Here is a 20,547-nt window from a genome sequence, read left to right on the forward strand (position 1 = left end):
CGCAAAAAGCCCTCGTAAAGAGGGCTTTAACATATGTTTGACGTTATAACTATTCTATTGTTACAAGTTTCAATTAGTTTTAACCTATGGTAACTTGTTCTTTTACACAGGAAATAAGGTGACTTGAACTTTTTTAAACTTTTTTTACAACCTTCCCATCTTCCAGTTTGTACATTTTGGCACTAGGTGGGGGAGGTAATATTTTTGGAGCAGATTGTTTTTCATTTTCAGATAAATCCATATAAGCTTGAAACATGGCCTGTTGAATTTTATTAAATTCTGTTTGTTCAAGTTTGGACAATGCTAAATAACCTACTGGGTAATCTATGTTATTTACTTTAATGTAGTTCAATAATTTATTTCTTTCCTTAATATAAGTGTTGACATTTTTATTAGTTGAAGCTTCTTGATCGTTACTAATTAGAATAGGGTCTTTGGTTATTTTAATAACCCGCTCACCATTTTTGGTGCGCGAATCTATATTCAATTCTTTGTTGTTCTTCATAAGATCAATGGCTTTGTCCGAGGAGATATTGTCTCCTTCATACATAAATGTGGCGCCCTTTTTAGCCATTTCAACCACAAAATCTAAAGGAGATTTAGGAGCTGGTGGGGGCGGTGGAGGCATCTTCAAAGCATTATTTTTTTGTTCATCTGTCATACTTTCATAAATACTATAGAAATAGCTATAGTCTTCTTTAGAATTAATATAATAGGTTCCATCAGCTTTTTTAATAGTTTTTACCCATGTATTGTACGTGTTCACTAAACTCTTAGATACTTCTCCTTTGTGAAAAGGTGGCGGTGGCGGTGGAGGCAATGGTATGTTACTTTTTTCTTCCTTTAGAACTTTTGGAGCCTTAGGTTCTTTTGGAGTTTTTGGTGGCTCAGGGAAATCGGGAAAGGGTTGGGCATCCTCACGTTGCTTGGTTGACATCTTGGAGTAAATAGTTTTTAATCGCTGTACATCTTGCATTTTAATTTGCATATGGTTACGATCCATTTCATTGTACTTTTTGGCCAAACGATTGTACGCTTTCATTTCTTCACGAGTCGCAGTCTTTTGCTGACTAGATTTCATGGAATTCTCACGTCCGACAATATTAATAGTAGCAGTGCCATATTCCATAAGGATGTCATTCGCTTTTTGAATCACATCTTTTGGTGTTTTAGTATCCACTTTAATTATTGATCTAATTACTTTTTTACGTTCATCAAAAGAAAGGTGTTTGTTTATTTTGGATAAATATTCTTTTAATTCATTTATAGTAATTAAATCACCTTGCACGAGAAGTTGACCTTTATTATTAATGTTGATAGTTATCTCATTGCTTGGTTTTTCCTGTTTGTTTTTGGGCAAACATTCCGGAAAGGGTTGAACCTGTTTTTTTTGATCAGCACTAAGACTACGGTAAATGGTTTCCAGAACGTGTAAATCTTTTAACGGAATGACCCTTTCTTCTATAGGTACGGCATTGTACTTTTTGGCAAGGGAATTATAGGTAATACTATTATTCGATTGAAAGGATATTTTATCTGCATTTAGAATAACAGTTTCAGGGGTAATTTCTATTTCATCTTTATAATCTTCCGCATTTATTTTATATTCTGAGGTGCAAAATTTTATATGCTTAATCTTCGCTTTTTCAATTTCCATGATTATAGAAAGCATAAATTCAGATTCCAATGTATCTTCCGTTAATCCTTCAACACGTACATTTTCGAGATTAATATTGGGCTGAATTTTATTTTCTAGCGTAGTCGCCAAATCTTCTAAAAGAACGGGATTGTTTTGTATGAAAATTTCAGCATTCTTTTTGATATATAGTTCAATGATCTGTTCTTTTTCCTTGGTATAATTAAGCTTTGAGGCATCTACATTTTCTAGCTCTTTGTTAATATCGCTTATAAGATTTTGTTCTTTTTGAACCTCTAGAGTTTCTTTCTCACTAAAACCTAATAATAGCAGGGCGAGAATAGGAAGAATGAGCAGGCTTTTAAATACGTACACTTTTTTTGATGTTTGTTTTTTCATGACTGTAAATCGTTTTTTGATTGATGAATAATTGATGGCATTTGCCAATTGTGGCTCCGCGGCATTTGATGAGAATGCCAAGAGTATTTTTTGATAATCACTTTTTTCTAGTCCGTTGTTTAGTACGGCCTTATCCGCTAAAAATTCGTGATTTAGTTTTATTGATTTTTTGTATAGATAAATAAGCGGGTTAAACCAGAATATGACTTGAAGTATTTCTATTATTAGAATATCCAAACTGTGCTTTTGTTTGGCATGGGTTTCTTCGTGCAACAAGACGGCAGAAGGTATTTCATTGCCCTCAAACTTTTGTTTGTTTAAAAAAATGTAATTGAAAAAGGTATGTGGTACAATGTCAAGCGATAATAATACCTTAATGATGCAATTGGTTCTCTGTTTAGGATTGTTATTTATAGTGTTTTTAATTTGATAGAGATTCTTGATAAACTGAATACCAAAGAATAGCACACCTAGACAATATATACTCAATAATGACCAATACGTATAGTCAATAGGTGCTTTGCTAGGGATATGATATTTTTCTAAACTATAGTCTTCTGTAGGTAGGCTTGATACGTTAATGGGTTCTATATAGACAATCTCAGTAAAGACAACGTAGGGTATGGCCAAACTTATAAGGATGGATCCCAATAGAAAATAGCGTTTGAAAATATGCATGCTTTCCTTTTCTAAAAACAGTTTATAGAAGAGCAAAAATATGCCCATACATGCGGCGGTTTTTAAAAGATAGATACCCATAACTACTTCTTTTTTAGTTCAACATCTATTAATTTTTTCAGTTCTTCCAGTTCCATTTTACTTAGATTGGTTTCTTGGGTAAAGAAAGATGCGAACTGACTGGCGCTATCGTTGAAAAAGTTTTTAATGAGTCCGTTTACGTGTTTTGAGAAATAGTCTTTCTTTTTTACCAACGGAAAATACTCACGGCTTCTACCCAATGTTTTGTAATCAATAAATTTTTTATCGGCCATTCTTTTTAATAGGGTGGCTATGGTGGTAGAGGCGGGTTTGGGTTCTGGGTAAGCATCCAGCAGATCTTTCATAAATGCTTTTTTCTGTTTCCAGAGGATATTCATTAGTTCTTCTTCTGATTTAGATAACTGCATATTCTACAAGTTTAGAATTTGTTCTACAAACATAGAACAAATATTTTAATTCTACAAATGTAGAGCAAATAAAGTTTTTGCCTTAGGGATAGCAGTGGAAAGCCCGTATTTGCCAATTGGTAAAGCGGACTTGCAACGAATAGCCCGGCCCCAATTCTTTGGGGAAAGGCCCTAACACCCCATGAAAAAGATGTAAGTTTGCTTTAAAACAACCAATAATGAGTGTATTATCTGATCTAGAGGCGCGTAGTGGTTCCACTTGCGAACTTTGTACGGGAACCAATAACTTAGAAGTGTTTGAAGTAGAGCCGGTTTCTATAAGTGGTGTTGATTCCAGTATCCTGGCATGTGAGACATGCCGTACCCAAATTGAAGATCCTGAGCAAATGGACCCTAACCACTGGCGCTGTCTAAATGATAGTATGTGGAGCCAATATGATTCTGTAAAGGTGGTTGCATGGCGTATGCTGTCTAGATTAAAATCTGAAGGATGGCCAAAGGACCTTTTGGATATGATGTATTTGGAACCTGAAGTTTTGGAATGGGCAAGGGCCACGGGAGAAGGTATTGCAGAGGCCGATAAAATTATTCATAGGGACGTAAACGGGGTTGTATTACAAAACGGCGATAGTGTTGTTTTGATTAAAGACCTTAAAATTAAAGGTTCTAGCCAAGTTGCCAAACAAGGAACCGCAGTACGAAGAATTTCGTTGGACCGTGAAAATGCGGAATATATAGAAGGTAAGGTTGGGCCTACATTGACCGTTATCATTACCAAGTATGTAAAGAAAATTTAATAGCTGGTAAGTTAGGACTCCTATCTTATAATTAGTACAAATTTTATATAACGCCTATGTGCGTAAAAAAAGCAATCTGTAAATTAGATTCACTAAGCTTACAGATTGCTTTGTCGTTAAAAACCGTATTGCAAAGATGTTTTTATTACTTGCTCATCTCCGTAAAGTACTGATAGAAATATGGTATGGTCTCTATACCCTTAAAATAGTTCCATACCCCAAAATGTTCGTTAGGGGAATGGATGGCATCACTGTCCAGGCCAAAGCCCATAAGGATTGTTTTACTGCCAAGTTCTTTCTCGAACAGGGAAACTATAGGAATACTGCCGCCACTTCGTTGGGGTATAGGGGTTTTTCCAAATGTTGTTTCATACGCCTTTGATGCGGCTTGGTATGCAATGGTGTCTATTGGGGTTACATATCCTTGTCCGCCATGATGAGGTTTAACCTTTACGGTAACTCCCTTTGGTGCAATGGCCTCAAAATGTGTTTTGAACAACTCAGTGATTTCTTTCCAATCTTGGTTGGGAACCAAGCGCATGGATATTTTGGCATAAGCCTTACTTGCAATTACAGTTTTAGCTCCTTCACCAATATAGCCTCCCCAGATACCATTGACATCCAATGTGGGTCGTATAGCATTGCGTTCATTTGTAGTATATCCTTTTTCGCCATAAACACTATCAATGTCCAGCGCATTTTTATAGGAATCCAAGTTAAAGGGAGCCTTGGCCATAGCGGCCCTTTCATCAGAGGATAGTTCTTCTACCTTATCATAAAAACCGGGTATGGTTATATGATTGTTATCATCATGCAAACTGGCTATCATTTTAGCAAGTATATTGATGGGGTTGGCCACCGCACCGCCATAAAGACCGGAATGTAAATCTCTGTTTGGACCGGTAACTTCTACCTCAACATAGCTTAAGCCCCTTAGTCCGGTAGTTATGGAAGGAATGTCGTTAGCGATCATACCCGTATCAGAAATCAAGATGACATCGTTGGACAATTTCTCTTTATTTTCCGCTACATAAATACCAAGGTTGTTACTGCCCACTTCTTCCTCGCCTTCGATCATAAATTTGACATTGCAGGGCAATTGACCGGTCTTTACCATTAGTTCCAATGCTTTTACGTGCATGTACATTTGCCCTTTATCATCACAGGCTCCCCTTGCATAGATGGCACCTTCTGGGTGGGTATCGGTTTTTTTGATTACAGGCTCAAACGGTGGGGAATGCCATAAATCTATAGGGTCTGCCGGTTGTACATCGTAATGCCCGTATACCAAGACTGTCGGTAAATCTGGGTTTATAATTTTTTCACCGTATACAATAGGGTAACCGGCGGTTTCATGTATTTCCACTACATCACAACCCGCTTCCTGTAAACTTAATTTTACGGATTCTGCAGTATCGATAACATCTTGGGAAAAGGCGGGATCCGCACTAACCGACGGAATTTTAAGTAGTTCTATAAGCTCATTTAAAAATCGGTCCTTGTTTTCCGATAGATAATTCTTTACGTTTTGCATGTTCTGTTTTATATGACTTTTTATAAATGTACAAAAAGCGCAATTTTTAAATGGTAAAATTTAGAGAATTGAATTTTTGGCTTATATTTGCAGCCCGATAATAATCGGATATTGATGCAGGCGTGGTGGAATTGGTAGACACGCTAGACTTAGGATCTAGTGCCGCAAGGTGTGAGAGTTCGAGTCTCTCCGCCTGTACAACGAGAAAGCCTTTCAGAAATGAAAGGCTTTTTTTATGGAATATCCTTAGGCTTTATGGAAACAGCTATGTATAAAAGGCATGATGTAACGGTAAATTTTGATGGAAGTAACGAGGTGAAAAGCTAATTAAAGAAGTTATAATTACATGCAAGTACAGATTAATTTCTAAACTTTTTTTGTGTAAATGCCATAAAATCTATTGCACACGTTCATATTCTAATTGCTTGATCGTAAATAGTGGTTTACTTTCTTCCTTGCCCTTTAATACGACCGTACCCATAGGTTCAATTACATACTTATTTTTTGATAATGTTGGGGTTACAATTTCCTGGGATACCAATAGGTCTACGTTCAGTTCGTTACAGAGGCCTTGTATTCGTGAAGTGGTATTGAGCACATCTCCCGTAAAAATGATTTCTTTCCTTAAGGCGCCTATTTCTCCGGTGGTTACCGTTCCTGCATGTAGCCCAGCTTTGAATGTAGGTACAATGCCAAAATTAGATTGGTACCACTTTGTTTTTTTCAGCAAGTCTTTTTTCATGGCAAAAAAACAAGATATGGCATTGGTGAGCTGTTCCTCGTTGTCATATTTCCAGGAAATTACAATTTCGTCTCCTATGTATTGATAGATTTCTCCCGAAAAACGTACGATAGCATCTGAGAAGTCATTGTAATATGCCTTTAGAAGTTCAAAATATTGGATGTGTCCCATCTGCTCAGCAATGGTCGTGGAGGATTTCATATCAGTAAACATAAAGATGCGTTTTTCCTCAATTGGGCGGTGATATTTTCCCGTAAAGAAATTCATTAAGACGCCATGGCCAATATTTTCACTAATCTCAAAATAAAGCAGGCTGACAAATAAACTAAAGGAAATGGACACCATGGTGCTGGCAAATTCAATGCTTGAAATAAAGTTGACAAATTTAGTCCAGATTACTGCGCTAAAAAGAGAGGTTTCAGATTCTATTGCCGCAGCAATAGGAAAAGTGATTAAAATGACCAACAGTAAGAACAAGGTGTAGAACACTAGTTTATAAATGATTTTTTTTGAGAAGTTCTTTTTATTGAACAACTTGTCCAACCATAGCACTTCTATTGCCCCCACCAGAAGACTAACAACAATAAGTGCAAAATTTGCAAATAGGAATACTTCTGTGGTAATGCTTATGGCACTGGAAGGATTTAAATTTGTATTTAGGGTAACCGCTTCTTGAGTAAAAAGATTTATCCATCCTAAGATCAACCATATAATTGCAAATGGTATAATTCTGTGAATATTCCTTTTGGTTTTTGGGGCTATTGGCATGGATGCATTTTTAAATAAGGATTATAATGTTTTAATCAAGAACAAAATTTTGTTTTAAACGGGATTATAGGCAAGCTCTACCAAACATAAGGCAAGGGCCTTATTGCAGTTCTTGGTCCAAAAGTTTTAAAATTTCATCAATTTCATTTACAAGGGGAACATAATGGGAGGTTTCAGTACTTATACCGGTCAAAATAAATGAAAGTGCATTATTTTCAAATTCTTTTGATTTTAGGAGTTCAAGATTACTATATCTTTTGTTGGACAGCGGTAAGCCAATTGTTTCAACAGTAATATTGGCATGGTCAAGAATGGTACGCAAACTGGCCTGGTCGCTTCTTAGCATATCACGAACGTTTTCCCTTTGCTTGCGCAGGTCAGCCTCCTGTATCTTTATATTATCTATCATTGAATTCCAAGAGGTGAGGTATAACCTGAGTGCAGAACTGGAAATATCCTTTAAACTACCGGAATTCATCATTTCGTTCAACAATGAATTATTGGGATTGTAAGCTATTTCAAAAGCAAAGGCTTCAAACAAAAGTTGTGAAAGTTCCTGTTCGTTTGGTTGGTCATTTTCATTGTCCAACATATTTAAAATGGCCTTGGCACTTTTATAATTACGTTTATTAACCTCAATAAGGGTCTGTAATTTATTTTTGTTGGCCATGAACTCATTTTTTAGGCCCACAAGGTATACATGTTCTTTTTCCCTTAAAATATGCTCTTGGTTTGCATTATCAATACTTAAGGCTATTAAAATTCCAATAACCACTAATATTATTTCACCTAGGGCATATAAGAGGTAATTGCCCAATTTTTTTTCGACAATAAGGGAATGTCTAATTTTTCGAAAGAATTTAAGCATTATGAAAATTTATAGGTCCCTATAAATTTATCAGCTTTTTTTAATTTGTACTATTTTTTAGTGCATAGATGTGTGTTTTTCAGTTAATTGAGGTTGCACAAATAACCGTTAATTGCTAAAGATGTACTAGGAGGAATAAAATAATCTTTATAATAGATAAGAAAGCCCTATTCATAGTGATAAGAATAATGCAGAATCGCACTTATTTTTTAAGTACACCCCCGTGCAATGCCAATACCGGCACATCATTAAAATACCCTAATTTGGTTAATGTTCGCTTACCAAACCCTAAACGTTCCCAAAAGGAAGGTTTTTTGTCTATATAACTGATCATATTGGTGTGCTTGATCTCTACAAAACAACTTAATGCCGTGGCCATGGCTACATTGTGAACGACATTGGCGCAGTAATTGACCCCTTTTAAATGTTTATAAAGTCGTTTCTGGTTTCTTCTTTGCCACAATGTCATATCACTTTGATCAGTAAGGCTAAGAATTTGGATGTGTGCATTGTGCAATTGAGCCATTTCTACCAAATATTTTATTTCCTTGGACTTGAAATTTGTTTTAAAGTTTGTGGTCAGGACAATTTCCTTGGGCATTTTGAAACGTACATTTTCGGGAACTACCAAAACCGGACAATGGCGAATATGTTCAATGACAGATAATGTATTTTTACCATAGGCCCGTGTATTTTCATTGTTACACCCCTTTGCACCCATGACGACCATATGTATTTTCATTTGTGCTACGATATCCTTTATGGCATTTAGAAATAACGCCGAACGCGATAGCATATGAAACCTATGCTTTCTATTATTGTTCTCAAAGGTCAATTTTGCCATAATATCGCCCAACCCTTGGTTGGAACGTAATTCTGAATATTTATTGAAAGCTTCATCCGGATCCAGTAAAGTGATATTGTCAAGTCCATGGGCCTCTTTTGCGTACGTGTTCAGAATATAAAAATCACATTCTTGATTTTCATACAATTGAATAGCATATTGTATGGCATTCCATGAATTTTTAGAAAAATCTGTAGGCAATAATAGCTTCTTTACCATGGTGCTGAATTAAGGTGTTAATTGTACAATGCCAATTGGTTTACTGTTATCCATTGGTTTCAAAAATTACAGTTTTTACCCTTTTCATAAAATGTTATAAAACACTATCAATGTTGACATGTCTTTGTTTTTGCTCTACCTTTTGTATGGTCAATTTTTGCTCTCCAGAAGGAAATTCCCATGTAATGGTATCGCCTTCTGCGTAGCCGATGACAGCGGAACCCATAGGCGTTAAAAAGGATATTTTATTGTTCTTAACGTCACTTTCATTTGGGGTCACCAATGTAAATGTGGTTTGCCAGCCATTTTCGGAGTCTATGGTAATCTTGGTGTTGAACCTAATTACGTCCGTAGGCATTTTAAAATCATCTACAATTTGCGCATGTTCCAACTCGCCCATTAATTTTTTCATGGAATAGGCAAGGGTCCTGTCCTTGTAAAACTCAGATAGGTTCATGAACCGTTTTAAGAGCATGTATTCTTTCTTTTCAATGATGAGGTTATTGTATTTCATTGCTTAAAATTTTTAATCAGTACTATTTGCATGGCCGGTATGAACTAAAAAGGGGCGGTACAACCCAAATGTTTGAATGACCACCCCCGTTCAGCCCTTCCTCAGAGGAAGGTATAACCACCAAAGTTATATCTTAGTTTCTTCATCTGGTGTAGCACTCCTTTATGGAAAAATGCCCCTTTGTGTATACGCTTCTTCAAGACGTTCTATGGCAATTATGAAAGCGGCCGTACGCATGTCCACATCTCTTTCTATAGATGTCAGCATTACTTTTGTGAACGATTCCTTTAATTTTTTTTCAAGTTTTTGCATTACTTCATCTAACTGCCATATTTCTCCGTTCCTATTTTGTAACCACTCAAAATAACTACCTATGACTCCGCCAGAATTGCAAAGAATGTCCGGTATGATCTCAATACCCTTTTTCAATAGTATTTTTTCGGCTTCTACATCCGTAGGACCGTTTGCACCTTCCGCAATGAGGCTAGCCTTAATATAAGGTGCATTTTTGGCTGTGATTTGGTTACCTAGTGCCGCGGGAATAATAATATCACAATCTAGTCCAAAGAATTCCGTATTATCTATCTTTTCGGCACCGTTATAGCCTAAAATGCTGCCTTTGTTGGCCTTGGAATAAGCTAAGAGCGATTCTACTGAAATTCCGTTTTCGTTGATAATACTACCATAGGCATCCTGAACCACAATCAGTTTTGCTCCTTCCTCTTCCAAAAAGTGAGCTGTCCAATAGCCTACATTTCCAAAACCTTGAACAATGTATTTTTTATTTTTTAAGTCAATATTTTTACTTTCCGCCCAGAATTTAATGGTCAGGAACACGCCAAATCCTGTTGCACGGTCCCTACCTTCGGAACCTCCGGCACCTACCGGTTTGCCTGTTACCACATGCATGTTCTTTGAACGCTCATTAGGTGATTTGGTAGACATGTACGTATCCAAGATCCAGGCCATGGTCTGTGAACTTGTATTGACATCTGGCGCGGGTATGTCCAATTCGGGCCCAATATTGTCACCTAGTGCATATGTAAACCTTCTTGTAATGCGTTCTAATTCTGCTATGGAATATTTGTTGGGATCTAACTGTATGCCTCCTTTGGCACCACCATATGGTAAGCCTGCCAAGGATGTTTTCCAGGTCATCCACATGGCCAACGCCCTTGCGGCATCAATATCTACCGTAGGGTGGTAACGTAGTCCACCTTTATAGGGTCCCAAGGAATTGTTATGCTGTACTCTATATCCTGTAAACACCTCTACCTCCCCATTATCCATTCTAACTGGAAAATGCACAACTAGTTCATTATTGGTTACTTCCAATATTTTTCTAATATTGGGATTTAGACCTATAATGTCCGCAGCATTATCAAACTGGCGCATGACATTATCAAGCATGCCCTGTTTCAATACCTTTTTATTTTTATGTGTTTTTGTAATCATGTATTTCTATTAACTCTTGTTCACTTGTTAAACTTTACATGGTGTATTTATCACCATCCATATTTTTATCGCTCAACAATTTGTCAAAACGATGTAGGTAATCGCAACAACAGTGAATGTTGTTTTTATTTTTGGTTAAACAGCAGAACGTTACATGACTGCATGTAAGGCAAATGCTTCTCTTTAATATTTCTTTCATGACCTGACTTACATATTGGAAATAAAAATCTGCCCGACTTACATTTTTTGAACAAAACTAATTTTTGCAAACCAGGCAGATAGGTCAACTAGCTAAATGTATTATTTGGATACAAGCTCTCCAGAGGCCAATGCTTCTGAATAATTTGCCGTAACCGTTGGGTGGGTACGGAAAAAACGTGTACCGTCTGTACGCTTCATCTTTATTTGGGTATTACCATCTTTTGTCTCTTTGACTTCGGTTACCACTACTGTATTTCCTTCCACAGTTTTGTAATTGGCAATACCGCCTTTTTTAATAATAAAATTTGCCCTTGGAAAATCTATATGTTGATATTTATGGACTTTGGGCGTGCCAATTTCGTAGACATCACCAACCTTTACTGAATTTTGAACATTATCATTGTTCGTCTGTGCCGTTAACATACTTGCTGAAAACAGCGCTGTTATTACATATTTAATCATAGCTCTGAATTTTGGGTTAATAAATTGATTTTATGTTTTGCTAATGCTTCGTTGATTGTTCTCTCCGTTATATTTACCTTAAAATGCTGGTTACTTTGTGTTACCTTCTTAATTGTCAAAGTTTTTACATTACTTGGAAGTCCGTATGTTATAATATCCCCTTCCGATAAACCAATGATAGAAGCCCCTAAAGTGCTTTGTACGGAAATCTTGTCATTTTCCAAATTATTTTCATGAGGTGGAACCAATTGAAATGTTTGGTTCCAGCCAGATTCATAACTCAAATTGACATAGGAATACATTCTTATGATATCTTCCGGCATATCCTCTAAATCATATATCAATGCCGTTGCCATACGTTCCTTTAAATTGTCCAATGCATCTTTATGGGCGTAATCTTCTACATATGGGGTCAGTTGCTGATACCGTTGTATCATCACGAAATCTTTTTTTTCCAATACTAAACTTCCGTATTTCATAACCCCTTTTATTGATTTACCTAAAAGAGGCAATAGCTATGCCTTGGAATATTAAAGATGTGTTAATATTTGTAACTAACTAAAAAACAGGTGTTTAAAAATTTTTTAATTATGAAGTGAATTGGAGAAGTGGGGAATATTTACCCGGCCGGGGAAATATGTACCATTACTATTATTTTAATTTTTCACGGAGGGTCTTGCGATCTATCTGTAAAATTTCGGCAGCTTTTGTTTTATTGCCGTCAACGTGGGCCAGTACTTTTTTGGCATACTCTTTTTCCATTTCCTTAAGGGGAAGAAATTCGGTATCGGGAAAATCTATTTGAAATTTTAAATGGTCAGGTAGGTCTTTTACCTTTATGATACCATCGCTCATAATTACGGCCCGCTGAATTAAGTTTTCCAGCTCCCTTATATTTCCGGGCCAATGATATCGTTGTAATATCTGTAAGGCATCAGGAGATATGCCCATTAACCTATCCTTGTATTCAATTCCATATTTTTGGACGAATTTTTCTACCAATAACGGTATGTCCTGCTTACGGTCCCTTAAGGGCGGTACATTTATTTCCACAACGGTTAACCGGTAATAGAGGTCTTCCCTAAATTCATTTTGGGCTATGGCCTCTTGAAGGTTACTGTTGGTTGCCGCTATGATTCGTATATCTACTTTTTCTACTTTACGAGAACCTATTTTTGTAATTTCTTTTTCTTGAATGGCCCTTAATAGTTTGGTCTGTACGGAGAGTGGTGCCGTACCAATTTCATCCAGGAAAAGTGTACCCCCTTCTGCTGCCTGAAAAAATCCATTTCGGTTTTCATTGGCTCCGGTGAAAGCTCCTTTTATATAACCAAAAAGCTCCGCTTCCAATAAATTTTCCGGTATGGCCCCGCAATTGACCGGTATAAATGATGCCCTGGAAAATGTACCAGAATAGTGAATGGCCCTAGCAACCAGCTCTTTACCGGTGCCGCTTTCTCCTTTTATCAAAACGGTTGCCTTGTTATCTTTTACCCGGTCAATGATATCCGTTATTTTTTGAAAGGCGGGGGAAGAGCCGATCATTTCTGCATACCCCTTGCCCTTATGTGGAATGGTCAATGCTTTAGGGGCATCTTTTCTAATTTTGCCCTTTAACGATTTGTCTACGGCCTGTTTTAGTTCATCCTTGGTAAAAGGCTTGGTAAGATAATCCGTAGCACCAGACTTAAAAACTTCAAGGGCGCCGTTTACGGATGGGTAGCCGGTAATGACCAATTTTGGAATATCTGGATAATGCTCGTCTGCAAACCGTACCAATTGTAAACCGTCAACTTCTGGCATCTGGATATCGGTTATCAAAAGGTCTATAAACGTATCTTTTAGGATATAGAGCGCCTGTTTAACGGATACCGCCTTAAATATGTGATAGTCCATAGACTGTAAATGCCGTTGTAACAACTCTAGAATATCTAAGTCATCATCTACAAGCAATATATTTTCTTTGCGCAGTGCCATTATGGTAATTTAGGAAAAGATATGGTAAATATAGTGCCTTGGGGATGGTTCTTGCCATGCGTTATGGTACCCTTATGACTGCTAATGATGCCATGTACGACACTTAGTCCCAATCCTGAACCCTCACCAAGGGGCTTTGTGGTAAAAAATGGTTCAAAAACCTTGTCCTCGTTTTCCAAAGCAATTCCCGAACCTTCATCGGTAATACGAAGGGTAATATACTTTGTTCCTTTTTTTAGGTTAATTTCAATTTTACCTCCTTTTGGTGAGAAATAAATTGCGTTCATAATCAAATTAAACAGTACTTGGGTCAACTGTACATTATCTGCACGTAATGCAATGTCCTGATGACTGAAGGATTTGACCAATTGTATTTTTTTTGTCCGTATAGAGGGTCCCAACAAGTTCAATACATCCTCTATTAAAGGAATAACTTGTATTACGTTCATTTGCTGTGGCATTTCACAAGCAAAAAACATTAATTTTTTGACCACTTCACGGCTAAAAATAGCATTGTCCACAATTTTATTAAGATCGCGCAAAGCGTCGGTATCGGTAATACGTTCCTTTAAAAGTTCCGTAAACCCTAGAATATTGGCCAATGGCGTATTGATCTCATGGGCTATACCAGCGGTGATCTCCCCTAAAATATGTAGTCTATCCGCCCTTTCAACCTGTCTTTTTATAGCGGCCTCACTATCATGTACTTGTTTTCGTTCCAATAGATTGCCTACGGCCAAAGCTACATTCTCAAGCAGTTTTTCCTCTTCCACCAAAAAATCGGTCTGTTTATATTTTTTCTTTGGATACCCCACTTTAATAAAACCGGAGACTTCGTTGAATACCCTAATATTAGATTTAAGGTATACCATTTCATTATGGTATCCATCTGTCTTAATATCATAATCGCCACTTTGCAACAACACTTCGGTATCATCTTCAAACTGCCATGCCTTTTTCAAACAAAATGTAATCGCCTCTAACGAAGTGTGTAACTGACTGTAGTCTGAATTTACTATGATGGAAGTTACTTCGTATAGGCAAGTAAGTTCCTTAATACGCTCCTTAAGTTTTGCTTCTGTGCTTACCATTTCAATCCTAATAGAAGTAGTGAAGTTCCTAAATATTTCTATAGAATTAAAATTTTGAGTCAAAATTGGCCACTTACCTAGGAATATAAGTACAACCTATGATCATAAGCATTCTTTAAAAATGTTTCTGACCGGAAAATTCCATTGCCTCACCTTTGCCAAAGCCAAAACTAACACCAAAGGTTATAAAGCGACCTTGCTGGCTAAAATCCCTCAAATAAAAGCCAGGTTGGTTGGTAATGCTTTCTCTAATACGGGAAGCAAATACATCCCTAACGCTAAGGCTCAAAATGGCCTTTCCCTTAAAAATCTTTTTGCGCGCCCCAAAATCCATAAATAGATTGTCCGCAATTTCCTGTTGCAACGTTCTATAGCCAGATTGGTACTGGCCTATAAATTCCAAATCAAAGTCTGCCGGTAACTTTACTTTATTGGTTAATCTGGTAGACCATTGGTCACCTTTAAAATCAAACGAATTGCCTTCAAAGTCACCATCTCTTTTAAAACTACTGTAATTAAAGTCATTGGTAAAGGAAAGCCAGTTGGTAGGTATGTATTTTGCATTGAATTCAATTCCTGTTGTATTGTTAATACCAATATTCTCTGGCCTGGAAATACTTACATTGTCCTCAAACGCTATAATACGTTCTACAACATCTTCCGTATGCCTATAAAAGACACCAAAGTTCATAGAAACCTTACCAATTTTATAAATACTTGTAATCTCATAACTATCGGTAAATTCTGCCTGTAAATTAGGATTTCCGGTGCGTATGCTAAAATTGTTGCGAATATTGAAAAACGGATTCAAATCCCACATTCTAGGTCTAAATATCCGCTTTGAATACCCTGCCTGTAATGATAGGTTGTCACTGAATTTATAGGAGGTATGGCCACTGGGAAATAAATTATTATAGTTCTGGTCATTGCTTTCGTTGGTATTCCTTAATAGGGTAGCAAGGTCGGTATCCTCAAATCTAAGCCCTAATTTAAGACCCCAAGCATCACTTTCATAAGCCGTAGTGGCATATATGCCCAATACTTTTTGTGTCCATTCAAAAACATTGGTTAAATCTGGATTTTCAACAAACCCTGTGCCGTCAAAATCACTAATGGCAAAATCATTTTCAACATCGTTTATTTGGTACTGCGCACCAGTTTCAAGGGTGTATTTTTCTGCCCAAGGGTGTGTGTAGTCTGCCTTAAACGTATAATCCGCTTGACTAAAATCCGTACGGGATCGTTGTTGCATATCATCACCGGCACCAAAAACAATGGTATTGATGAAATCTGATGACTGGTCTTTGGCAAAAAGGTTTCCTGTGGCACTCAAAAGTAATGATTGCTCCTCATTGCCCTCAAAGTCTTTTTTGTATTGGAGCTCATAGGAGTATTTTGGGTTGGTGGCCTTTGTAAGTTCGTTACGGTTAAATGCATCCGTGCGCTCATTAGAGGTGTCAAAAGTACTGAACAAGGCATCTGAAGTTTCTTTTTCCCATTCATAGGCAAAATTTCCGGATAACGTAATTACGTTCAAATCATTTATATGATAGTCGGTGCCTAGGATGAGATTGAAAAAGGTTTCATTTTTATCGCTTTCCCCATTACTGGTAATATATGTGTTGTCCGATAAATTGCGGTTTTCTGTTTCATTATCGCTTGGGAAGGTTCTTCGGCCAAATCCCATTTGGCTAAATAAATTAAATTTTTCTGTGCGCCTATTTAAACTTAAACCTATACTGTGATTATTGGGAACCCCTGTATTTAAAGTAACTGCGCCGTTTAAACCCTTTTTTTCCTCTTTTTTCAATACAATGTTTATAATGCCCGAAGTACCTTCCGCATCATATTTCGCGGACGGATTCGTAATCACCTCTATGCGCTCTATCATATCTGCTGTCAATGTCCCCAAGGCGTTGCCCTGTTCATTGGCAATTACGGAAGGTTTGCCGTTGATCAACATTTGTACTCCTTGACTGCCCCGTAAACTAATTTGTCCTTCAATGTTCACATTAACGGAGGGGACATTGTTCAATACCTCTAACGCGCTTGCGCCAGTACTGCTTAAATCTGCTCCTACATTGAAAATTCTTTTGTCTAACTTAAATGTGGTCTGTGATACCTCTCCTTCTACGACGACTTCATCTAATTGTTGTGAATCTTCTGCCAAGGTAACCGTTCCCAAATCTATTTTCGCGTTATTTATTTGTGGGTTGTCAAATCGCTTTGTGGTAAAACCAATAAAACTTACTTCAATGTAAAAACTTTGGGCATCGGTTTCCAGAATAAAGCTACCATCCTCTAAAGTGGTGGTTCCTACTATTGGTTTCTGATCTGTGGGATTACCTACTAACACCGTTGCGAATTCAATTGGTCCGCCACCATTTTCCTCAATGACTTTACCCGTTATGGTCGTTGTAACTTCCTGTGCAAAGGAGAGCGGACTTCCAAAAATGAAGCTTAGGATTATAATTATTAAAACTTGTTTACGCATAATTTGAGTTGATTTTAATCAAAGTTGGTGTAAAGATTACATTAATGAAATTAATTTTCTGCAAACGACCTAGGTTATAGTGCAAACGACATTATTAATTATTGGTGTTTACCATGCTAATACTGTCGATGGCGGTTTTATTATCGGTTATTTTACGTAATTGGGTATTTTTAATACATGGGGCCAAAATTTTCATTTTTGAACAGTACTTCAAAGGAAGTTATATTTCAATTGGTACTACATATCGTATTGTTCTTATTTTTTTCTTTTGATAAGAACCAACCGGAAATACCCGCATTTAACATCTTTGCCTTTTTAAATTATGCATTGGGCGCTTTACTTATCAATTATATATTGTTGCCCCGTTTTTTTTATACTAAAAAATATCTTTTGTTCTTTATATTGGTCGTGCTTGTCATAGCTGTTATAATAATGGTGGAGGAGTTGGTATTGGAGCGTATTTTTTATCCAATTTCAAGAGGACAACATTTTCCAGGTATCGTATATAGTTTGCTAGACGTTATGCCCGTTATCCTTATTCTGGCAGGTTTTAAGTTTGCGTGGGATGCCTCTAAAAAACAATTGGAGGTTGTAGAACTGCGAACATCCGTTGTTCAAAGTGAACTCCTGTTTTTAAAGTCCCAGATCAACCCACATTTTTTGTTCAATAATTTAAACAATCTTTATTCGTACGCCATTGAACAGTCCCCAAAAACTCCTTCTATTATTTTGGAGCTTTCATCTGTATTGCGTTATATGTTGTATGATTGCAAAGAGAATTACGTAGGCCTTCAAAAGGAAATAGCCCACCTTAAAAATTTTACAAAGCTTAATGAAATGCAGATAGAGGAAAGGGGTAAGGTTTCCTTTGGCATGAACGGCAATACAACAGAGTATGTCATTGCGCCTTTGATATTATCGGTCTTTATAGAAAATGCCTTTAAACATAGTACCGCTAGTCAATCTGACAATATTTTTATCGACATTAACATAGATATTAATGAAAATGGCATGTTGAATTTTGAATGTAGAAATTCCTTTTTGTCACTGGCGAATACGGAAAATTTATCTAGCGGAATAGGATTGAAAAATGTAAAAAAACGGTTAGAGTTGCTTTATTCCAATGCGCACGATCTGCATATCCAAAATGAGCAGGATGTTTATTATGTACATTTGAAGTTACAGCTAACAAGGGCAAAATTATGATCAATTGTATTATTATTGAAGATCAACCACCGGCACAACGTGTGCTAAAAAAGTACATTGCCGATTTTGGAAATATGGAGTTAAAAGGCACATTTGCAGATGGGCTGCAGGCATTGGAATTTTTAAAGCGTACAGCAATTGATTTAATTTTTTTGGACATACACTTGCCTAAAATTTCTGGAATTGAATTTCTAAAGGTGCTTAAGCATAGACCCAATATTATCTTGACTACCGCATTTGCGGACTATGCCCTTGAAAGTTATGAATATGATGTAGTAGATTATCTTTTAAAACCATTTTCCTTTGAACGATTTGTGCAAGCAGTTTCCAAAGTGCCTACAAAGGATAATACCCAAATGGCAAATTCTTTAAAAGATAAGGAAGAAAACGCTTTGGAACATATATTTATCAAATCCGGTTATGAACATATAAATGTTGATGTGTATGACATTGAATATATTCAGTCCGATGCCGATTATACTGAAATAATTACCAAAACACGGAAATATTTATCCCAAGAACCCTTACGGTATTGGGAAGAGTTTTTAGGCGCGAATAGATTTGTACGTATCCACAAATCCTATATCATCAATATGGCCAAAATTCACAAGATCAATGGCAACCAAGTTTTTCTAAAGGGCGGCGTTCATTTGCCTCTTGGGCGGGCGTATAAGGAGGCTTTTATGGCACTTGTACTGCAGTAATTGTATTTCGACTATTTGGGCAGTACAGTAACCTTTACACGCTTATATCTGCTTAGAGATGGCGAACCCTTGTCAGAAACCTTAACGATAAAATGCAGGGTTTCTTTTTTTGACACTTCTGGCGCGGTCAAGTTTACTAAATGTACATTATTGGCCCCCATGTTTATCACCTTTTTATAGGAGCTTATCTCAGGATACTGGAACCATAAAAAGCTTAAATTATCACCATCTGGATCGGTAGAATCAAAAGCATCCAACATAAAGCCCTCACCGGATTTAACGGTTAGCTCGTCAGGATGGGTCAATATTACGGTCGGTGGATGGTTGGCCTCTTCAAAGCTCATTATGGACCAATCCATACGGGCTGCAAAGTCATTTTGAAAATCATCCCTCCAGCGCCATAAAGTTTCCTTATAACCTGTAAATGTTATTGTGTCCGGTCGTACCGATCTACCGTAATCCTTGGGGACATGTGGCGTGTAGCTATCAATGGCATTGGTCCAAATTGGTCTGGTTTCTGGCGCTATGGTTACAATTGATCCTCCTTCTTTGGTCTTTGAAAAATCTGGCTTGTACAATTCATAGCGACCTCCCCAGCCACCAAGTTCCGGATGTTCAGCAATATTAAGTCCATTGGGTATCAAGGAAAGGAATGCCGGGGTGTCTCCTTCAACGCCCCAGGCAACATCAGGATAATTGGCGCCCAACGGTCCATGGTTTTGTTGAATGTTATCGGCAAGCCATTTGTTGCTAATTGTGGTGTTATCAATACCTTTTATATATGCATTAATTCCTGTCCATGTTGCTTGGCTATATTCATCACCCGGACTAACGATATAGAATAAATCCGGAAAATTGTTCCGGATCCAAATACCGCTGTCATCTTGATCGGATATCGTATACACCCTTAATTTTGAAATAAGCCGTTTTGCCTCTTTGGCACTTTTGGTGTTCTTGATTTTGTGTAAGGATTGGGCTAAGGTGTTAACGCCTCCCCAAACGGAAATCCATAATGGACGGTCATCTTTTTCCTCCAGAATTTTAATGATCCAATCAGAACCTTCAGAGTCCATACCCGGTCCTACGCCGGTCATACCATATTTTGGTAAGCCATTTTTTACTAGAGCGTTCAAGGTGGATGCGGTTGGATAATTTTTATCATGCTTTAGTAGGTTTGGGTGTACTTCATCATACGCTTTAATAATTTTCCTTAAAGATTCCGGATTTATTTTATGCTGTAGCCAACAAGATGTAGTCGCTACCATACCCTTAATATCAATTTCATTGGAATATAGGAACAGACGAACAAAAGACTGTGTGTCATCTGGGTCTGCCTCAATATCCGAAAGGATAATTACACGTTCCTTTGGAAGTGACTGACCAATGCAAAAGTTTGTAAAATTAATAATGGCAAAAAATAGGAGTATCTGTTTCATAAGTTGATTCTAAAGGTGACGCCTTTAATAGTTATGGGTAATGTGTCTTACCGTAATCCTCAAATATAGTAAA

General features: G+C 37.1%; 17 protein-coding genes and 1 tRNA gene. 4 read left to right on the forward strand and 14 right to left on the reverse strand.

Annotated features, from left to right (window positions below; translation table 11 throughout):
* Nucleotides 1-133: 133 nt before the first annotated feature.
* Nucleotides 134-2,794, reverse strand: coding sequence for a M56 family metallopeptidase (locus tag JM81_RS14220; RefSeq protein WP_144804425.1), 2,661 nt, complete (start codon nucleotides 2,792-2,794; stop codon nucleotides 134-136).
* A gap of 2 nt (nucleotides 2,795-2,796) precedes the next feature.
* Entirely contained in the window at nucleotides 2,797-3,162 is a 366-nt protein-coding gene (locus JM81_RS14225) for a BlaI/MecI/CopY family transcriptional regulator (protein ID WP_144804427.1), read from the reverse strand.
* A gap of 218 nt (nucleotides 3,163-3,380) precedes the next feature.
* On the opposite strand from JM81_RS14225, the gene JM81_RS14230 reads away from it, so the two are divergent.
* Nucleotides 3,381-3,959, forward strand: a complete 579-nt coding sequence (locus JM81_RS14230; RefSeq protein ID WP_144804428.1) for a PhnA domain-containing protein — start codon at nucleotides 3,381-3,383, stop codon at nucleotides 3,957-3,959.
* Between the two features lie 145 nt (nucleotides 3,960-4,104).
* Here JM81_RS14230 and JM81_RS14235 read toward each other — a convergent pair whose 3' ends face one another.
* A complete protein-coding gene (locus JM81_RS14235; RefSeq protein ID WP_144804430.1) occupies nucleotides 4,105-5,493 on the reverse strand; it encodes a dipeptidase in 1,389 nt (462 codons plus the stop codon).
* 116 nt (nucleotides 5,494-5,609) lie between these two features.
* Between JM81_RS14235 and JM81_RS14240 the strand changes: the two genes are divergently transcribed.
* Nucleotides 5,610-5,691 (forward strand) — tRNA-Leu (locus JM81_RS14240).
* Between the two features lie 199 nt (nucleotides 5,692-5,890).
* Here the strand turns inward: JM81_RS14240 and JM81_RS14245 are convergent.
* The 10 genes from JM81_RS14245 to JM81_RS14290 form a co-directional block, all read right to left on the reverse strand.
* The gene (locus tag JM81_RS14245) at nucleotides 5,891-7,003 is read right to left on the reverse strand and encodes an adenylate/guanylate cyclase domain-containing protein (RefSeq protein ID WP_186435582.1); all 1,113 of its coding nucleotides are present in this window, start codon (nucleotides 7,001-7,003) and stop codon (nucleotides 5,891-5,893) included.
* Between the two features lie 100 nt (nucleotides 7,004-7,103).
* Nucleotides 7,104-7,871, reverse strand: coding sequence for a DUF6090 family protein (locus tag JM81_RS14250; protein WP_144804432.1), 768 nt, complete (start codon nucleotides 7,869-7,871; stop codon nucleotides 7,104-7,106).
* 202 nt (nucleotides 7,872-8,073) lie between these two features.
* On the reverse strand, nucleotides 8,074-8,934 hold the full coding sequence (locus tag JM81_RS14255; RefSeq protein ID WP_144804434.1) for a universal stress protein: 861 nt from the start codon (nucleotides 8,932-8,934) through the stop codon (nucleotides 8,074-8,076).
* A gap of 94 nt (nucleotides 8,935-9,028) precedes the next feature.
* Nucleotides 9,029-9,448 (reverse strand): GreA/GreB family elongation factor, encoded by a 420-nt coding sequence (locus JM81_RS14260; protein WP_089259205.1) that lies wholly within the window; start codon nucleotides 9,446-9,448, stop codon nucleotides 9,029-9,031.
* Nucleotides 9,449-9,610: 162 nt separating this feature from the next.
* A complete protein-coding gene (locus JM81_RS14265; protein ID WP_144804436.1) occupies nucleotides 9,611-10,903 on the reverse strand; it encodes a Glu/Leu/Phe/Val family dehydrogenase in 1,293 nt (430 codons plus the stop codon).
* Nucleotides 10,904-11,203: 300 nt separating this feature from the next.
* Nucleotides 11,204-11,566 carry a hypothetical protein gene (locus JM81_RS14270; RefSeq protein ID WP_144804439.1) on the reverse strand — a complete coding sequence of 121 codons (363 nt, stop codon included), beginning with the start codon at nucleotides 11,564-11,566 and terminating at the stop codon, nucleotides 11,204-11,206.
* On the reverse strand, nucleotides 11,563-12,045 hold the full coding sequence (locus tag JM81_RS14275; protein ID WP_144804441.1) for a GreA/GreB family elongation factor: 483 nt from the start codon (nucleotides 12,043-12,045) through the stop codon (nucleotides 11,563-11,565). The genes JM81_RS14270 and JM81_RS14275 overlap by 4 nt, the downstream gene beginning before the upstream one ends.
* Before the next feature lie 172 nt (nucleotides 12,046-12,217).
* Nucleotides 12,218-13,543, reverse strand: a complete 1,326-nt coding sequence (locus JM81_RS14280; protein ID WP_089259213.1) for a sigma-54-dependent transcriptional regulator — start codon at nucleotides 13,541-13,543, stop codon at nucleotides 12,218-12,220.
* Nucleotides 13,543-14,634 carry a sensor histidine kinase gene (locus JM81_RS14285; protein WP_144804443.1) on the reverse strand — a complete coding sequence of 364 codons (1,092 nt, stop codon included), beginning with the start codon at nucleotides 14,632-14,634 and terminating at the stop codon, nucleotides 13,543-13,545. The genes JM81_RS14280 and JM81_RS14285 overlap by 1 nt, the downstream gene beginning before the upstream one ends.
* Before the next feature lie 115 nt (nucleotides 14,635-14,749).
* Nucleotides 14,750-17,128: a TonB-dependent receptor domain-containing protein gene (locus tag JM81_RS14290; RefSeq protein ID WP_144804445.1), complete on the reverse strand. Its 2,379-nt coding sequence runs from the start codon at nucleotides 17,126-17,128 to the stop codon at nucleotides 14,750-14,752.
* Nucleotides 17,129-17,326: 198 nt separating this feature from the next.
* On the opposite strand from JM81_RS14290, the gene JM81_RS14295 reads away from it, so the two are divergent.
* Together JM81_RS14295 and JM81_RS14300 are read left to right on the forward strand one after the other, a co-directional pair.
* Nucleotides 17,327-18,334, forward strand: coding sequence for a sensor histidine kinase (locus tag JM81_RS14295; protein WP_261375071.1), 1,008 nt, complete (start codon nucleotides 17,327-17,329; stop codon nucleotides 18,332-18,334).
* Nucleotides 18,331-19,038: a LytR/AlgR family response regulator transcription factor gene (locus JM81_RS14300; RefSeq protein WP_144804448.1), complete on the forward strand. Its 708-nt coding sequence runs from the start codon at nucleotides 18,331-18,333 to the stop codon at nucleotides 19,036-19,038. The genes JM81_RS14295 and JM81_RS14300 overlap by 4 nt, the downstream gene beginning before the upstream one ends.
* A gap of 11 nt (nucleotides 19,039-19,049) precedes the next feature.
* Here JM81_RS14300 and JM81_RS14305 read toward each other — a convergent pair whose 3' ends face one another.
* Entirely contained in the window at nucleotides 19,050-20,474 is a 1,425-nt protein-coding gene (locus tag JM81_RS14305; protein WP_144804450.1) for a DUF1593 domain-containing protein, read from the reverse strand.
* Nucleotides 20,475-20,547: the final 73 nt, after the last annotated feature.

It is taken from the genome of Maribacter sp. MAR_2009_72 (genome assembly GCF_007827235.1).
In the GTDB taxonomy this organism is placed as follows: domain Bacteria; phylum Bacteroidota; class Bacteroidia; order Flavobacteriales; family Flavobacteriaceae; genus Maribacter; species Maribacter sedimenticola.

What these genes read in the sequence shown, in the direction of transcription:
- JM81_RS14220 (WP_144804425.1), bottom strand. Translation starts at nt 2,794, where the DNA reads ATGGGTATCTATCTTTTAAAAACCGCCGCATGTATGGGCATATTTTTG.
- JM81_RS14225 (WP_144804427.1), bottom strand. Translation starts at nt 3,162, where the DNA reads ATGCAGTTATCTAAATCAGAAGAAGAACTAATGAATATCCTCTGGAAA.
- JM81_RS14230 (WP_144804428.1), top strand. Translation starts at nt 3,381, where the DNA reads ATGAGTGTATTATCTGATCTAGAGGCGCGTAGTGGTTCCACTTGCGAA.
- JM81_RS14235 (WP_144804430.1), bottom strand. Translation starts at nt 5,493, where the DNA reads ATGCAAAACGTAAAGAATTATCTATCGGAAAACAAGGACCGATTTTTA.
- JM81_RS14245 (WP_186435582.1), bottom strand. Translation starts at nt 7,003, where the DNA reads ATGCCAATAGCCCCAAAAACCAAAAGGAATATTCACAGAATTATACCA.
- JM81_RS14250 (WP_144804432.1), bottom strand. Translation starts at nt 7,871, where the DNA reads ATGCTTAAATTCTTTCGAAAAATTAGACATTCCCTTATTGTCGAAAAA.
- JM81_RS14255 (WP_144804434.1), bottom strand. Translation starts at nt 8,934, where the DNA reads ATGGTAAAGAAGCTATTATTGCCTACAGATTTTTCTAAAAATTCATGG.
- JM81_RS14260 (WP_089259205.1), bottom strand. Translation starts at nt 9,448, where the DNA reads ATGAAATACAATAACCTCATCATTGAAAAGAAAGAATACATGCTCTTA.
- JM81_RS14265 (WP_144804436.1), bottom strand. Translation starts at nt 10,903, where the DNA reads ATGATTACAAAAACACATAAAAATAAAAAGGTATTGAAACAGGGCATG.
- JM81_RS14270 (WP_144804439.1), bottom strand. Translation starts at nt 11,566, where the DNA reads ATGATTAAATATGTAATAACAGCGCTGTTTTCAGCAAGTATGTTAACG.
- JM81_RS14275 (WP_144804441.1), bottom strand. Translation starts at nt 12,045, where the DNA reads ATGAAATACGGAAGTTTAGTATTGGAAAAAAAAGATTTCGTGATGATA.
- JM81_RS14280 (WP_089259213.1), bottom strand. Translation starts at nt 13,543, where the DNA reads ATGGCACTGCGCAAAGAAAATATATTGCTTGTAGATGATGACTTAGAT.
- JM81_RS14285 (WP_144804443.1), bottom strand. Translation starts at nt 14,634, where the DNA reads ATGGTAAGCACAGAAGCAAAACTTAAGGAGCGTATTAAGGAACTTACT.
- JM81_RS14290 (WP_144804445.1), bottom strand. Translation starts at nt 17,128, where the DNA reads ATGCGTAAACAAGTTTTAATAATTATAATCCTAAGCTTCATTTTTGGA.
- JM81_RS14300 (WP_144804448.1), top strand. Translation starts at nt 18,331, where the DNA reads ATGATCAATTGTATTATTATTGAAGATCAACCACCGGCACAACGTGTG.
- JM81_RS14305 (WP_144804450.1), bottom strand. Translation starts at nt 20,474, where the DNA reads ATGAAACAGATACTCCTATTTTTTGCCATTATTAATTTTACAAACTTT.